Origin of the sequence: Chryseomicrobium imtechense (assembly GCF_041475995.1) — a bacterium.
Taxonomy (GTDB): Bacteria; Bacillota; Bacilli; order Bacillales_A; family Planococcaceae; genus Chryseomicrobium; species Chryseomicrobium aureum.
Genome location: NZ_JBGOBM010000002.1, coordinates 279091 through 294667, shown reverse-complemented (window position 1 = coordinate 294667; position 15577 = coordinate 279091). Strand labels below are relative to the sequence as shown.

Genomic DNA, 15577 nt, shown 5'->3' with positions numbered 1-15577 from the left:
TGTACCTCCCTGAATATTGTTAGCCCAATATCAGAGAGTTTAATTGTATGGAGAGATGCTGACAAGTGGCTTTTCTTTTCTTTTGCAGCCTCTTACGAGGCTGCATGAATTAACTGCCAAACACTACATTTTTATACTGCCATAAACAATCAACCTCTGACAACAGATCAAACGTCTATCAGCACTTCTTTTTATTGAGAAGTTGTATTCAATCACTAATTCGATTCGGCTTTGCCTCTAGTTGATCTTAAACATCGCAAAGTGCAATCAAGTTTCGGACACCAGAAATCCCTGCGAATATCGGACGCCACAATCGAGACAAAGTGCGCCTCACTTGCGCCGTCCGATATTCACAAAATTTCTAGAGTGGTGTCCTACACATCTAGATTCTGCCGGGCTGTGCTAACGCAAAGCCCGATTCATCGAGCTGATAGCCACAGTATAAGACAGCGAGTTGAGAGAAACAGACAAGTAACTTTTGAGAATACATATTTTTTCTGGTGGCTGTCATTTAAAACTCCTCAAGAAAAGAAGACCCCGGGTGAGGTGCCTGTTTTAGACTCAATTCTGGTAGTTCTGGAGACTCAGTTCGAGACGGAGTCGAAGAAGTGTGGCTCCTGAACTGCCGCTCTAGAATTGTGGCTGTGACAGGCTCCGTATAAAAAGAAAAAGTCCCATGAACTTAAAAAGTTCATGGGATAGAGTTTAGACTAAATCGGCAATATCATTGAAATCTACAGTATGAGGTATTTCATCCGCATACATAAGATTTCTAACCATTGATAAAAGATTAACAATTTTCATATCTACAAATTCACGACCATCGGCATTCATTTCATAGGCAGGGACATTTTTTATAGTGTACTCTGTACCAGAGATTTTCCAAACTAAATCTTTTACTATCGGTATATCCGGTGCCAACCTTTTTTCCTCCTTAGCAGAAGAACTCTTCGATAAAGTAGTACGCATGATGTCTCACCCCTTACTTTGTTATTTTAAGTAATTATACTATATTTCATACCCACACAGTTAGAATTTAATCTGTAGAGAGTCGCTCCAAAAGCTCTTTTAATAATGGATTATCACTTATATATTGATTAGAACGCGACTTACCTAAAGTGTTAGTATCACTAAATTCTGTCAAACTAACGGTTATTACCCTAATATTGCGTGCGATCCCATTATGAATGACAAAGCTAATACTAGAATTAAATTTTTCACTTTCATTTTTTGTTTGAAGTGTGTAAGAAAGTTGAGGGAACCCTTTGTATTGTGCTTTCAGAACTTTATTAGACTCGATAATTTTCTCAATAATATAAATATCCATATTCGCAACTTCCTGTTGAACTCGTTGGAAGCTACGCTCAAGAGCATGAAAAGTAAGATAAACCAATTTTTTATCGAATAGTTCTTGGGGGTCTTCTTTTCCAGAAATTACAATGTTCTTCTTTTCTTGAAGAATGGTTGCTTTTTATTCTGACGTTAGGTCTTTTAAATTGAAGCCATTATCCATTTCATTCAGTTCAAATTTAGTATGTGCACTTGAAATCTGTTTAATTTGGGTTAGTTGTTTATCGTCAAATTCTATAACATCATTATTGAGCATTGCCTCTTTATCTTCAAAAAACACAATATTTTTCGGCACATGACTGTTTGAACTTTTCATATTATGAATTCACCTCACCATACACTTCATTCATCATATCCTCCATGATATAGGCTTTAAATTCAGGGTTCTCAAGGATTTTCATGAAGAAGTCTTGGTTAGTGTTCATACGATCAATGACAAAGTCCATAAAGGTACGTTCAAATGCAAACTTAAAGTTTTCTTTTGTATTGTTTTTAGCTTTTTGACGAATGTCATCACTATTTAAAATATCTTCTTTCACTTGTTCACGTGATAGATAGTCAGTCTCTGAAAACTCTGTACCAAATCGGTCGTTTAGCTTTTCGAGAATCGAAGACAAGCGAACTTTCTCGTCTTCTACTGCCCCGCCAGCACCATGTTTTTGTGGATCAAGTTCAGAACCACCAGTTTTTTCAAGCTCAATGCTACCTTCAAATACTTTTTGGTTACGGTAGTATTCAAGAGCAACATCATCAGCTAAATAGACATCTCTATCTACAGCACTTCTTGGCAATTTACGCAGCAAGTAGTTCAAGTAAATATAATTCTTATGAAGACCTAAATCGATAAATGTGACCACTTGAAGCACAAAGCTATAAGTACGAGTGAATTTCAAAGTTACATCTTTAAACGCAAATTGTTCTTCTTCTGAAAGCCTTTTAAAACGTTCTACTCCATGGTCGATGATGGCATTCAAAGTCTGTTGCGCCTTCACAGATTTCTGAGGTCCACCAGCTACTTCAAGTTCATTCACTGCTTGCATTTCTTCAGTGGTGAAAAGTTGGTAAGTATCAATTTCTGCTTGCATGTCATATAAAATATTCGGGTCCGTCACTTCAGACAGACTCGTTGACTCATAATATGGCTGGAATGAAGCCTTAATCTCATCTGGGTCGTTAACAAAGTCCAAAATAAACGTATCTTCTTTTCCAGGACATGTCCTATTAAGTCGAGATAACGTTTGCACAGCTTTGATTCCACTAAGCGGCTTGTCGACATACATGGTATGAAGGAGCGGCTCATCAAATCCGGTTTGATATTTTTCAGCAACTAGTAAAACTTTAAATTCATCGGAATTGAATTTCGTAGGCAGTTCTCGTTCTGAAAAATTATTCATACCTGGTTCAGTGTAGGGTATTTCTCCATCGGTTACTGTCCCTGAGAATGCAACGACAGTTTTCAAGTCTGTGTAGCCCATCGCCTCGATGTATTTATCGAATGCAATTTTGTAGCGAACAGCATGAAGTCGACTAGCTGTAACAACCATCGCTTTTGCTCGCCCACCAATTTTACGTTGCACAAAGTTACGATAGTGTTCAATAATGATTTCTGTCTTCTGAGCTATGCTATGTGGGTGTAATGATACGTACTGCGCAAGTTTTTTGGTTGCTTGTTTTTGAGATACTTCTGGATCATCATCAACAGTCTTCGCGATTTTCCAAAATGTCTGATACGTCGTATAGTTTTCTAGCACATCTAAAATAAAGCCTTCCTCGATAGCTTGACGCATCGTATACTCATGAAAGGCATGCGGCTTTCCTTCGGGATTTAAAGTACCGAACTTCTCAAGTGTTTTTGGTTTAGGTGTGGCTGTGAAGGCAAAGAACGAAACATTATCTTGTTTTCCACTCTTTAAAATGGCTTCCACAATCTTTTCATCCGTGTCATCTAGATTTTCTTCAGCAATCCTATCTTCTTCATAGGCCGCTTCTAATGTTTTATCGGATAACGCATTGGTCAAAGCAGTCGAGGCTTTCCCACCTTGTGAAGAATGCGCTTCATCTATGATGACCGCATATTTTTTTCGTTCTAGTCCCGCAACTTTCTCTAAAATGAACGGGAACTTTTGAAGTGTAGTGATGATGATTCGTGTTTCGCTGTTGATGGCACGCGCTAATTGGTCAGAGTCTTCGTTGATTCGCTCGACCATACCCGCTTTGTGCTCAAGCTGGTACACAGCATCTTGAAGCTGCTTATCTAGAACGCGACGATCTGTAATGACGATGACGCTGCTAAATACCGCTTCATTGTCTTCATTATGTAGCTTAGCTAAGCGATGGGATAACCACGAAATTGAGTTTGTCTTCCCAGACCCTGCAGAGTGTTGGATCAAATAATTCACACCAACAGACTTCTCTTTAACGTCATGCTCTAACTTCCTTACTACATCTAATTGATGATAGCGTGGAAAAATCAGCATTTCTCTTGTATGTAGTAGTCTGCCATCCGAGTCTAGAATGTCGTCTTTTTTCACAAAGATAAATCGGAATAAAATATCCAGTATGCTGTCTGGAGTCAGGATAGTATCCCATAAATAATGTGTTCGGTAAGTTTCCCCATAACTAAGCGGGTTTCCTTTTCCTCCTTGATTGCCCTGGTTAAATGGCAAGAAGTAGGTTTTGTCTTTGGCGAGTCTTGTTGTCATGAATACTTCATCTGTATCCACAGCGAAATAAACCGCCACTCGTTCATTGAATTTAAAGAGCGGTTCATTCGGATTGCGATCAAATTTTAACTGCTTCATTGCATGTTCTACCGTTTGATTCGTGAACTGATTTTTTAACTCCATCACAACAACAGGTATTCCGTTAAGCAGTAAAACCATATCTAAGCTGTTCGTGTGTTTGTCGCTATAGAATACTTGTCGGGAAACTCGAAAGCGATTCATTTGGTACAGTTCGTTCAGCATTTGGTTCATGTCCGTTGGTGGTTTGTTGTATGCAAGACGAAGTGTGACACCTCTATCTTGTATACCTTTTCGTAAACATTCTACTAGACCACGGTTATGAAGCTGATCTTTGATGCGCTTTAATATATGCTGCTGATAGTCGACACCATAGCTCTTTTCCAATATACGTATAGACTTGGCCTGAGTTTGCTCTAGGAATTGAAACAGTTCTTCAACGTCAAGTGCATGTTCTTTAAACAAGCTACTAGCAGTTCCTTCGAGCTTCCGCGTTTTATATCCTACAGCACAGAGTTCCTGTTCAATATTTTCTTCGAATCCTTTTTCAGACGCATCGATTGCCATATCGTCACCTCACTTCTTCAAGTTCCATCTCAGTCACATCGATCTTCCCAGTCACTGCTTCATAGATTAGGGATTGGCGGTATTCTTTTAGTTTTTCGATTTGGCCTTTAATGTCAGTTACTAGTTTTTCTAATTTCAAGATTTCAGTATCCAAAAAATTAGTAATTTCATATTGTTCATAGACAGGAGGTAAAGTTACTTTAAATTTATTTATATCTGCTTGGAACAAATGAGGAACTCCCATTCCACCTTTGATTTGGTTTATAGTATCTTGCATTGGTTTAGACTTTAGATAATAGTGTAGATAAACTCCGGTGATAGTTTCTTTAGGACGTATAACGGCAATGGAACTATTTACTGTGGAAGGGATCGGTAATTCACGAACAATATTAACAATTCCTAACGTACTACCGTCTTTAGCCAACAGGACATCATTCTGTTCTAAAATTATCTCTGGAGATTCTAGAAACCGCTCTTCGGATATGAAATTAATGTTTTTGAAATCAATTTCTCTATTTTTTATATTTGGTGTGGAAAGAAAACCATAACCTTCATCTACATATTCTTCTGCTTTTAACCCTTTCCAACCCAGTCTAGCTTTAACACGGGAAATATAACTAATTCTATTTACTTCCCAATGCTCTGGAATCGCCCCGATCCACTCCACACCCGAATCTTTCATTTTCACATTTGGATTTAAGCCTTTGGTGACAGCTTCGGTGATGAGCGATTGACGTTGTTGTTCTAAAAGATTTATTAAATTTTGCTTCTGAACCACTATATTATCTATACTTTGGACTTTTTGATTTAGATACTTCACAATCTTATTTTGAACCAATAAAGTAGGAGAAGGAATTTCAATCGATAAAAAGGTAGGTAAAGTTATTGTTTTTATAGTAGTTGAATCGGAAACATTATTTAAATGAGCGAGAAAAACATGGTTTCTAATCAACCAAAAAAGATATTCCGGAACAAATAGCTTCTTTATGATTTTTAGACGCAATAGATTTGCTGTAATATTGCTACCGGCTATATCTTCATCTACTATTCCTACTTTACCAATAGTACCTCGTACAGAAATTACTAAATCTCCTTTTTCTAATATAGTTAAAGGGAATCTGTTTGAAGTTTCTAAAGATATATATCTTGGGCTTGAATTTTCTAAAGAAATTTGCCCGTCAGTTCTTAACATTTCTCCCCTAACCTCTAAAATACCATCATCTACATAATCAATCCCATAATAAGTAGGGTATCTGTAGGCTAATGATATAGCCTTTTTTAAACTGGTAACACTCCACTCTTTCGGAATAGATCCAAACCATTTTGATTTTTGTTCAATCATCCCATCACCTTCTTCAACTGCTCCGCAATTTCCGCTTCTAATGCACGAATTTCATCCATGATTTCTGTTGAGCTTCGTAGCGCCGTGTATTTGTAGAATCGACGTATGAATGGGATTTCGTAGCCAACCTTGGTCTTCGATTCATCGATCCATGCGTCAGGGACGTGTGGAAGAACTTCACTTGTAAAGTATTCTTGTATGTCTTCTTTTAGAGGCACACTTTCCGTGTCTCGCAGGTCAGAATCTGGTTCTTGGTCCGTTTTGTTTTTCATGCAGATGTCTGCAGATTCATCCTTTTCAGATAAGCCAGAAAGGATAGCTTTTAAAACAGGAGCAGAAACTGAGATTCCGGCATCTTTAAATGCTTGTTTTAAAATTGAAGTGAATTCTTCTCTATTTTTATACAGTTTGTCTTGGTCGAGTTGACGAAGCACATAAACAATTTGAGTCTGCAGTTTCTTGCCTTCTTCAATTTCGAAGTGCCCCGCATCTCCTTTTTTCTTCGAAGTAGCTAGATTACTAAATGCTTTTTGTTCGAGCACACGAGCAATTCGCTCTTCTGAAGTTTGGAAATTAAGTCGTAGTGGACGTTCTACTGTAATCTTTGAATATCCGAAGTCTTCATTATCAAAGATTTTCACGTGCTCATGTTCTTGAAAATCACCATATAATTTCACAATCTCGTCAATTTGATTATCCGTAATTTCATTTCGTTTACTACCCATCGACTTTTTCATCTTCTTTGAAAACCCTACTGCGTTGACTAATCGAACTTTTCCTTTTGTTAAAGGTGCTTTGTTATTTGTCAAAATCCAGATATAGGTCGCGATTCCGGTATTGTAGAACAAATCATTTGGTAGAGCGACAATGCCCTCAACTAAATCATTTTCTAAAACGTATCTACGAATTTCACTCTCACCGGAACCTGCATCACCTGTAAAAAGTGGAGAGCCGTTCATAATAATGGCTAAACGTGATCCTTGAGGATTCTCGGCAGATACAGGTTTCATTTTAGAAAGTAAGTGTAGTAGGAACAAAAGTTGTCCATCACTTGTTCGAGGTGTTCCTGGGCCAAATCGACCTTTAAATCCAAGCGTCTCAGATTCATCATTAATTATTTTTTCATGCGATTTCCAGTCCACTCCATACGGAGGGTTACTGATTAAATAGTCAAATGTTTCATTTGCAAACTGATCATTAGTTAAGGTGTTTCCAAGACGAATATTGCTTGCATCTTCACCTTTTATTAATAAGTCTGCTTTACAAATAGCATAAGATTCGTCATTAATTTCTTGACCAAAAAATTCTAGATGAGCAGTAGGGTTTTTCTTATGAAGATACTCCTGCGCAACTGAACCCATTCCTCCAGTTCCCGCTGCACAATCATAGAGAGTTTGAGTAAGACCAGGTTTACTTAAGATTGATGAGTCATCATGAAGAAATAAAAGGTTTGTCATCAGTGTAATTACTTCACGAGGTGTGTAGTGATCCCCTGCTTCAGCATTCTCGTTAAAACGGCGGATTAGTTCTTCAAAAACGTAACCCATCTCCACATTGGAAACGACTTCAGGGTGCAAATCAATCTCACTAAAACGCTTGATTGTTAAATAGAGAAGATTGTTCTTCTCTAACTTCTCGATTTGCCGATCGAAATCAAAGTGATCCATGATGTCGCGAGCTACTTTCGAGAATCCACGGATATAATCACGTAAATTGTCTGCGATGTTATCTGAATCCGAAAGAAGTTTATTGAAATCATAGTTACTTGTATTGAAGAAGTTTTGTTTTGAAACACGAGTTAGTACTTGTTCACGTGCTTCTTCGGCAAGGTTTTCATATTGTTTCTTAGAAGCTAGTACGTCTTCTTTTGTGCTCTCAAGTACGCAGTCAAAGCGGCGTAATACGGCAAGTGGTAAAATCACTTTTCCGTAATCTTCTGGTTTGTATGGTCCGCGTAATACTTCAGCGATTGACCAGATAAAGCTTACTTTGTCTTGAAAATTGATCATCTAGTATACCTCATTCTTGTTGATAGTTTTGTATGTATTCCCTTTCATTTTACCTATTCGGTAAGCGCTTTACTAGGTGTAAAGTAAAATTAGGAGGTGTTTGGAAGTGCAGATAGACCATTGAGGCTCAAAATTTGTTAGCACTATCTTAGATTAAGATATACGGAGCCTGTCACAGCCACAATTCTAGATCGACAGCTGACGAGCCACAGTTCTTCGACTCCGTCTCGAACTGAGTCTCATCATCTGCCAGAATTGAGTCTAAAACAGGCACCTCACCCCCCGTCTTACTTTTTGGATGAATTTAAATGTAGAGGACTCTTAAGTGTGTAGAGATCTGAAAAGTAACTTGTCTGTTTGTCTAAACTTGCTGTCCTAGACTGTGATTATACGAACAATGAATCGGGCCTTGCGTTAGCACAGCCCGCCCCAAGATACTCACATAGAGAATGCTTGAGTATCTAGATATAAAGGTAGAGGCAGAGCCGACTCGAATTTATGAGTGTTTGCAACTTCTCAGTAAAAAGAAGTACCGATATGTGTTTGGTCTGCTATCTGAGGTTGATTATGTGGAGAACTAAGAAGAATAGTGGCCGATTCGCTCAAAAAGCGAATCGGCCACTGTTGGTTTTTATTTCTTTGACAGAATCGAACCTCGGGTTGAAGAAGAAATTTCTATCGTTGTGCTTTTTTCTTTTCATACGGAGCCTGTCACAGCCACAATTCTAGCTTGGCAGTTGAAGAGCCACACTTCTTCGACTTCGTCTCGAACTGAGTCTCATCATCTGCCAGAATTGAGTCTAAAACAGGCACCTCACCTCCCATCTTTCTTTCTGGAGGAGTTCAAACTGGAGGAGTTCAAAGACTAAAAGAATAGCGGGGACAAGCACCTCACCCTTCCCGTCTTCTTTCTGGAGGAGTTTTAAAAACTTAAAGTAACGCCTTTGCCTTCTGAATTTGAAGACCGACTTGCTCAAAGCCTGTTCCACCAAGTGAGTTACGGCGGCGGACGGCCTCGCGCGGTGCAAGTGCTGTAAAGATATCGTCTTCAATTAAAGACGAGTAGTCTTTATATGTTGCAAGTGGCACATCTTTTAAGAAAATGCCTTGCTGGATGCAATAAAACACGAGACGCCCGGTCACGTCATGCGCTTCACGAAACGGCATACCTTTTGCTGCCAGATAATCTGCAAGCTCTGTCGCATTGGAGAAATCCGATTCGACAGCAGCTTCTAACGTTTCCGTGCGCACTGTCATCGACTGAATCATTCCAGCAAAAATCTTCAATGAACCTGTGACAGTTTGAACTGTATCGAACATTCCCTCTTTATCTTCTTGCATATCTTTGTTGTAGGCGAGCGGCAATCCTTTCAACACGGTCAGTAACCCAAAGAGATTCCCGTACACACGTCCCGTCTTCCCACGGATCAGTTCTGCCATATCCGGATTTTTCTTTTGCGGCATGATGCTCGACCCTGTTGAGAACGCATCCGATAATTCAATAAATGAAAACTCCTGGCTCGACCACAAAATGATTTCTTCGGCAAGACGAGAAAGATGCGTCATGAGAAGTGACGAAGCACTCAAAAATTCAACGATGAAATCACGATCACTGACAGCGTCTAAACTGTTTTCGTAGACACCGGAAAAACCTAATAATTCTGCTGTGCGTTCACGGTCAATCGGAAATGTCGTGCCAGCGAGTGCACCGGCACCAAGTGGCGACAAGTCCGTACGCTTCAAGCCATCTTGAAAACGCGCTTTGTCACGTTCAAGCATCCAAAAATATGTCATCAAGTGATGACCAAAAGAAATCGGTTGGGCTCGCTGCAGGTGCGTATATCCTGGTGCAATCGTTTCAATATGCTGCTCGGCTTGAGAAACCAATTGCTTTTGAAAGTCTTCGATAAGCACAATGATTTCTTCCGTACGTGTTTTTAAATAGAGATGCATGTCCGTAGCGACTTGATCATTTCGACTGCGTCCTGTGTGAAGCTTCCCGCCGACTGGACCAATCAAATCGATCAAATGTTTCTCTAGATTCAAATGGATATCTTCTTGAGCAACAGAAAAAGTAAGTTCTCCATTTTTTGCTTTCTCTTGAAGCGTTAGAAGTCCGTCCATGATTTTCTCCGCGTCACTGCGCGATAGAATGCTTTGCTCTGCCAGCATCTGAACATGTGCAAGGCTTCCAGTAATATCTTCTAAAACGAGCGCTTGGTCAAAGTGGATCGATGCACCAAAATCATCGACCCATTCCTCTGCCGTCTGTTGAAAGCGCCCTCCCCACAATTTCGTCATACTGTCACCTTCTGCTCCTGTTGTTTGTTCACGACTGCATGTACTTTTGTTGGAAGACCCCATAGTTCGATGAAACCGACTGCCGAAGCGTGATTGAATGCATCGTCTGTTGAGTACGTCGCAAGCTTTTCATCATACAATGAATTTGGAGATTTACGGCCTTCGACAATCGCATGCCCTTTGAACAATTTCACACGAACCGTTCCGTTCACGTACTGTTGCGTTTCTTTCAAAAATGCTTGTAATGCCGTGCGAAGTGGCGAGAACCAAAGTCCCTCATAGATGAGTTCTGTCAATTTTTTCTCCATCACCGGCTTAAAATGTGCAAGCTCTTTGACAAGTGTGATATCTTCTAACTCCTTATGCGCCACTAAAAGTGTGTGCGCTCCTGGAATCTCATACACTTCACGTGATTTAATACCAACTAAACGGTTTTCGACGTGATCGATACGTCCAACACCATGTTTACCAGCCACTTTGTTTAATTCTTGAATCAAATCGCTCAAGAGATACTCTTGCCCGTTCAACGCGACAGGGACTCCTTGTTTAAATTCAATCTCAATCACATCCGGTGTATCCGGTGTGTTTTCAAGTGCATTCGTTAAATCGTATGCGTCTTCAGGTGGTGCCGCCCACGGATCTTCTAGAATGCCACATTCGTTAGCACGTCCCCATAAGTTTTGATCGATGGAGAACGGGCTATCGAGATTAATAGGAATTGGAATGTTCTTTTCTTTTGCGTAGGCAATCTCTTCATCACGGCTCCATGACCACTCACGTACCGGAGCAATTACTTCTAGGTGTGGTGCAAGGGCCTGGAACGAAACTTCAAAACGTACTTGGTCGTTTCCTTTACCTGTACATCCGTGTGCAACGGCAGTTGCTCCGACCTGCTCTGCTACTTCGACTAATTTTTTTGCAATTAGAGGACGAGAAAGTGCAGAGACAAGTGGGTACTTTTGCTCGTACCATGTATGAGCCTGCATAGACGTAAGTGCATATTCCGTCGCAAACTCTTCTTTCGCATCAATCACGTAGCTCTCAGTGGCTCCGACAAGCAATGCTTTTTCTTTAATAAAATCGAGGTCCTTACCCTCCCCAACATCTAGGCAGACAGCCACTACTTCATATCCTTGCTCCTTCAACCATGTAATGGCAACCGATGTATCTAGACCACCGGAGTACGCTAAGACAACTTTTTTCATACTAAAAACCTCCATGTATTTTTATGCATAATGATTTATCAATATGCATATACTAGCATGGAGGTTATAAAAATACAACACTTTAATTGTTTATTCACCAATAATTTGTGACAGCTCTTTGTCATGAATCGGTGGAAACTCGATTCCACGGCGAGACAATTCCGCTTCGATGGTATCAATTGCCTTCTTCAAAACTTGCAACCGTGCATGTTTTTTGTCATCAGCTGCCACAACAAACCATGGGGCGTGCTCTGAATCGGTTTTTTCCAACATGTCTTGTGCTGCTTCTACATACTGGTCCCATTTGTCCCGATTACGCCAATCTTCGTCTGTTAATTTCCACTGTTTGAAAGGATCGTTTTTTCGTTTGATGAAGCGGCTGAGTTGTTCATCATTTGAAATTTGAAGCCAGTATTTGACGAGAATATAATCCTCATCACTCAATAGCCGTTCAAACTCATTGATTTCATTATATGCACGCTTCCATTCTTGCTTCGTTGCAAATTTCTCGATGCGTTCCACTAATACTCTGCCGTACCAAGAGCGGTCGAAAATGCTGATTTGTCCATGCATCGGCAATTTTCGCCAAAAGCGGTGCATATAATGATACCGTTTTTCGTGTGGACGAGATGCAGAAATGGGATGCACGATAAATCCACGGGGATCAAGTCGCTCTGTCAATCGTTTGATGGCGCCGCCTTTTCCTGCAGCGTCCATTCCTTCGAATACAAAAATCAAACCGACTTGCTGTTTGCGGAGTGTGAGTTGCAAACTTAACAGATGATATTGTAGTTTTTTCAGTTCCACCTTATAGTCTTCTTTTGATAACGTATTTTCTTTTTTCGGGATGTTATTTAACTGCACTTTCATTCAGACACCTCCAGTTTCTCCCTATTATAAGTGATTTCTGAAAATTCGGTAGCTAATCTTTGAAAAAGTTCATAGAATGCGGAATAATAACAACATACCCGAGAAAGGTGATGAGATATGTCGAAATTATTTGAACCTGCAAAGCTTGGTAAACTCGAGCTTAAAAATAAAGTGATCATGGCACCAATGTGTCAGTATTCTGTTGAGGCAGAGGATGGTCACCCTGAGGACTGGCATCTTGTGCACTACACATCGCGTGCGGTCGGCGGCGTCGGGCTCGTTATCGTCGAAATGACAGATGTCGAACCAGACGGACGCATCACAAATCGTGATTTAGGATTATGGGACGATGCACATATTGAATCACATGCTCGCCTTGTTTCCTGTGTAAAGAAAAATGGAGCAAAAATTGCCGCCCAGATTGCACACGCTGGACGCAAAGCAACAGATGCTGTACAACCGGTCTCCTCTTCTACAGTTCCCGTAACAACGGATGCGGACTGGAAAACCCCTCGTTCCCTTTCGACGGAAGAAGTACACGAGATGGTAAACAAATTTAAAAAGGCAACTGAACGCGCGATAGCAGCTGGGTATGATGCGATTGAGCTGCACGGCGCACATGGGTATTTGATCCACCAGTTCCATTCTCCAGCTATCAACAAGCGACAGGATGAGTATGGAATTGACCTTGCCCGCTTTGGAGTCGAAGTGATTCAAGCAGTCAAATCGGTCATGCCAGCAGACATGCCGCTTATCTTCCGAATGTCAGCGATAGAGTATATGGATGGCGGCTATGATTTGGAGCACGCACTAGACATTGCACAACGTTATAAAGAAGCAGGGGTGGATGTATTTCATATTTCAAGTGGTGGTGAAGCACCTCCTGGACAGAAAAAGCCATCGAATGAACCTGGTTACCAAGTTGGGTTTGCACGTGCGTATAAAAAAGCTTTCGAACTTCCTGTGATTGCTGTAGGGCGTTTAGAAGATGCAATCTTAGCAGAAAAAGTAATTGCAGAAGGCGATGCAGAATTTGTTGCAATTGGTCGCGGATTACTCCGTGATCCATATTGGGCCCTTCATGCACAAGAACAATTAACAGGTTCTGTCGTACCGCCAAAAGCCTACGAACGCGGTTTTTAAGTTCTTTCCCTCACATGATGGTTGTGAGGGTTTTTTATTGCAATTTTTTAGTAATATCGGCCTATAGTACCAACCCTTGAATTCAAAGTAAGTAGAAGGTTCTGTTTTTGAACTATTCATTGTTTTCTGATTAATTATTCATTATACTGAATCATTATAGAAAAGGAGGCAGTTTATGGAACCTATCAAAGAAAGCGGTTACACCCGAGAGTATCCATATGAAGAGATTTCTGAACAGAATAACTTCAAATCTCTCAAGAAACGAAAAAACAAATTCATAGTAGGTATTTCGATTTTCTTTTTAACAGCGTATCTAGCATTGCCCATCCTGACTTCGTACACGACGATTTTAAACACCCCTGTAATTGGTGATATTTCACTTGTATGGATTTATTCATTCCTGTTGTTTATTATGACCTGGACACTTTGCATGATCTACGTTAAAAAAGCAAATGGCTTTGATAAAGAGGCCGAAAAGATCAAAGAAGATGCAGTTGGTGAGGTGACACGATGAGTGGAGTAGGAATCTTTTTCTTCGTTGCTATCGTCGGGTTGACCTTATACGTTACATATCTTGCTTCAAAGCGCACGAACTCTGCCAGTGAATTCTATACTGCAGGAGGTGGCCTGACAGGATGGCAAAATGGAATCGCCATCGCCGGAGATTACTTATCGGCCGCGTCTTTCTTAGGAATTGCAGGAGCTATTGCATTATTTGGCTTCGACGGATTCTTCTTCTCCATCGGCTATTTGGTTGCCTACCTTGTTGTTTTATACATCGTAGCGGAACCATTACGAAATCTTGGTCGCTACACACTTGCTGATATGATTGCTGCGCGCTTCAATCAGAAAAAAGTACGGGGCGCAGCAGCGGTCAGCACAATCACCATCGTACTTTTTTATATGATTGCACAGTTAGTAGGTGCCGGTGCACTTATTCAATTACTTCTTGGCATTGATTATTGGATTGCTGTTTTGATTGTCGGTACTATGATGACAATTTATGTATTGTTCGGTGGAATGGCTGCAACCAGCTGGGTCCAGATTATCAAAGCTGTTCTTTTGATGGTCGGAACAGTTGTGATCTCTTTCCTCGTTCTCTGGAAATTCAACTTCAACATCTTAGGGATGTTCTCGGAGATGAAAACAGCGACAGCACACGGGGAAGCATATTTACACCCAGGTGTTCGCTATACAAATGGAATTGATACAATCTCTATGATGATTGCCCTTGTACTAGGTACAGCAGGGCTACCGCACATCTTGATGCGTTTCTTTACAGTAAAAGATGCAAAAACCGCACGCAGTTCTGTCGTCTATGCAACGTGGATTGTAGGAATTTTCTACATCTTGACGATTTTCCTGGGCTTTGGCGCAGCGGCATTTGTAGGTTCTGAACAGATTGTAGCAGCAAATGCAGCTGGAAATATGGCAGCTCCTCTCCTTGCAGAAGCACTCGGTGGCGACTTGTTGCTATCCTTTGTATCGGCTGTCGCATTTGCAACCATCTTAGCTGTAGTAGCAGGGCTTGTGCTTTCCGGCGCCTCTGCATTTGCACATGACTTGTATGGACAAATCATTAAAAAAGGAAAAGTGACTGAAAAAGAGCAGATGATTGCAGCACGTAGTGCATCGATCGCAGTTTCTGTTATCTCGATTATTTTGGCACTTGGCGCTCAAAACATGAACGTTGCATTCCTTGTGTCTCTTGCTTTCTGTATTGCAGCATCCGCTAACCTGCCGGTGATTATTTACACCATCTACTGGAAGCGTTTCTCAACAACAGGTGCACTGGCTGCTATTGTTACAGGTCTTGTGACAGCACTTGTCCTTGTAATTTTAAGCCCGAACTTATGGGCGGCAGATGGGTCCATGCTATTCACTGGTGAACCTCTCTTCCCTCTTACAAACCCTGCACTTGTTTCCGTGCCAGCTGGTTTCTTAGGAGGATGGATCGGAACACTCGTTGGGCAACGTGCTGATTTGAAAAAATATGCCGAAGTCGATGTTAAAGCAACCATTGGGTTGAAATAAAAAAAGTAGAGGGCC

13 protein-coding genes are annotated in these 15577 nt (G+C 40.7%); 3 read left to right on the top strand and 10 right to left on the bottom strand.

The window, feature by feature from the left end; all coding sequences use genetic code 11:
* Positions 1–382: 382 nt before the first annotated feature.
* The 10 genes from AB5N96_RS03095 to AB5N96_RS03050 all read right to left on the bottom strand — a co-directional run bounded on the left by AB5N96_RS03095 (position 383) and on the right by AB5N96_RS03050 (position 12385).
* A complete protein-coding gene (locus tag AB5N96_RS03095) occupies positions 383–511 on the bottom strand; it encodes a hypothetical protein (RefSeq protein ID WP_499704614.1) in 129 nt (42 codons plus the stop codon).
* A 194-nt stretch (positions 512–705) separates the two neighbouring features.
* A complete protein-coding gene (locus tag AB5N96_RS03090) occupies positions 706–969 on the bottom strand; it encodes a hypothetical protein (RefSeq protein WP_204589279.1) in 264 nt (87 codons plus the stop codon).
* 67 nt (positions 970–1036) lie between these two features.
* Positions 1037–1327 carry a hypothetical protein gene (locus AB5N96_RS03085; protein ID WP_499704613.1) on the bottom strand — a complete coding sequence of 97 codons (291 nt, stop codon included), beginning with the start codon at positions 1325–1327 and terminating at the stop codon, positions 1037–1039.
* A 144-nt stretch (positions 1328–1471) separates the two neighbouring features.
* Entirely contained in the window at positions 1472–1666 is a 195-nt protein-coding gene (locus AB5N96_RS03080) for a hypothetical protein (protein ID WP_499704612.1), read from the bottom strand.
* Between the two features lies 1 nt (position 1667).
* The gene (locus AB5N96_RS03075; RefSeq protein WP_499704611.1) at positions 1668–4658 is read right to left on the bottom strand and encodes a type I restriction endonuclease subunit R; all 2991 of its coding nucleotides are present in this window, start codon (positions 4656–4658) and stop codon (positions 1668–1670) included.
* Between the two features lie 4 nt (positions 4659–4662).
* Positions 4663–6000 carry a restriction endonuclease subunit S gene (locus AB5N96_RS03070; protein WP_499704610.1) on the bottom strand — a complete coding sequence of 446 codons (1338 nt, stop codon included), beginning with the start codon at positions 5998–6000 and terminating at the stop codon, positions 4663–4665.
* On the bottom strand, positions 5997–8009 hold the full coding sequence (locus AB5N96_RS03065) for a type I restriction-modification system subunit M (protein ID WP_499704609.1): 2013 nt from the start codon (positions 8007–8009) through the stop codon (positions 5997–5999). Before AB5N96_RS03065 ends, AB5N96_RS03070 begins: the two co-directional genes overlap by 4 nt.
* 930 nt (positions 8010–8939) lie before the next feature.
* Positions 8940–10310 (bottom strand): argininosuccinate lyase, encoded by a 1371-nt coding sequence (gene argH, locus AB5N96_RS03060; RefSeq protein WP_204589281.1) that lies wholly within the window; start codon positions 10308–10310, stop codon positions 8940–8942.
* Positions 10307–11515 (bottom strand): argininosuccinate synthase, encoded by a 1209-nt coding sequence (locus tag AB5N96_RS03055; RefSeq protein ID WP_204589282.1) that lies wholly within the window; start codon positions 11513–11515, stop codon positions 10307–10309. The genes argH and AB5N96_RS03055 overlap by 4 nt, the downstream gene beginning before the upstream one ends.
* Before the next feature lie 90 nt (positions 11516–11605).
* Complete coding sequence (locus tag AB5N96_RS03050; RefSeq protein ID WP_204589283.1) at positions 11606–12385, bottom strand: polyphosphate kinase 2 family protein; 780 nt, start codon at positions 12383–12385, stop codon at positions 11606–11608.
* 117 nt (positions 12386–12502) lie between these two features.
* Here AB5N96_RS03050 and AB5N96_RS03045 point away from each other — a divergent pair, with 117 nt between their 5' ends.
* From AB5N96_RS03045 to AB5N96_RS03035, 3 genes are all read left to right on the top strand, one after another.
* Positions 12503–13528, top strand: a complete 1026-nt coding sequence (locus AB5N96_RS03045; RefSeq protein ID WP_204589284.1) for an NADH:flavin oxidoreductase/NADH oxidase — start codon at positions 12503–12505, stop codon at positions 13526–13528.
* 175 nt (positions 13529–13703) lie between these two features.
* Positions 13704–14042 (top strand): DUF485 domain-containing protein, encoded by a 339-nt coding sequence (locus tag AB5N96_RS03040; protein WP_204589285.1) that lies wholly within the window; start codon positions 13704–13706, stop codon positions 14040–14042.
* The gene (locus tag AB5N96_RS03035) at positions 14039–15562 is read left to right on the top strand and encodes a solute symporter family protein (RefSeq protein WP_392456634.1); all 1524 of its coding nucleotides are present in this window, start codon (positions 14039–14041) and stop codon (positions 15560–15562) included. Before AB5N96_RS03040 ends, AB5N96_RS03035 begins: the two co-directional genes overlap by 4 nt.
* Positions 15563–15577 lie beyond the last annotated feature (15 nt).

Excerpts from the sequence above, each read along its gene's own strand:
- AB5N96_RS03090 (WP_204589279.1), bottom strand. The coding sequence starts at position 969 with ATGCGTACTACTTTATCGAAGAGTTCTTCTGCTAAGGAGGAAAAAAGG.
- AB5N96_RS03045 (WP_204589284.1), top strand. The coding sequence starts at position 12,503 with ATGTCGAAATTATTTGAACCTGCAAAGCTTGGTAAACTCGAGCTTAAA.
- argH (WP_204589281.1), bottom strand. The coding sequence starts at position 10,310 with ATGACGAAATTGTGGGGAGGGCGCTTTCAACAGACGGCAGAGGAATGG.
- AB5N96_RS03050 (WP_204589283.1), bottom strand. The coding sequence starts at position 12,385 with ATGAAAGTGCAGTTAAATAACATCCCGAAAAAAGAAAATACGTTATCA.
- AB5N96_RS03035 (WP_392456634.1), top strand. The coding sequence starts at position 14,039 with ATGAGTGGAGTAGGAATCTTTTTCTTCGTTGCTATCGTCGGGTTGACC.
- AB5N96_RS03070 (WP_499704610.1), bottom strand. The coding sequence starts at position 6,000 with ATGATTGAACAAAAATCAAAATGGTTTGGATCTATTCCGAAAGAGTGG.
- AB5N96_RS03095 (WP_499704614.1), bottom strand. The coding sequence starts at position 511 with ATGACAGCCACCAGAAAAAATATGTATTCTCAAAAGTTACTTGTCTGT.
- AB5N96_RS03040 (WP_204589285.1), top strand. The coding sequence starts at position 13,704 with ATGGAACCTATCAAAGAAAGCGGTTACACCCGAGAGTATCCATATGAA.
- AB5N96_RS03075 (WP_499704611.1), bottom strand. The coding sequence starts at position 4,658 with ATGGCAATCGATGCGTCTGAAAAAGGATTCGAAGAAAATATTGAACAG.
- AB5N96_RS03085 (WP_499704613.1), bottom strand. The coding sequence starts at position 1,327 with ATGGATATTTATATTATTGAGAAAATTATCGAGTCTAATAAAGTTCTG.
- AB5N96_RS03055 (WP_204589282.1), bottom strand. The coding sequence starts at position 11,515 with ATGAAAAAAGTTGTCTTAGCGTACTCCGGTGGTCTAGATACATCGGTT.
- AB5N96_RS03080 (WP_499704612.1), bottom strand. The coding sequence starts at position 1,666 with ATGAAAAGTTCAAACAGTCATGTGCCGAAAAATATTGTGTTTTTTGAA.
- AB5N96_RS03065 (WP_499704609.1), bottom strand. The coding sequence starts at position 8,009 with ATGATCAATTTTCAAGACAAAGTAAGCTTTATCTGGTCAATCGCTGAA.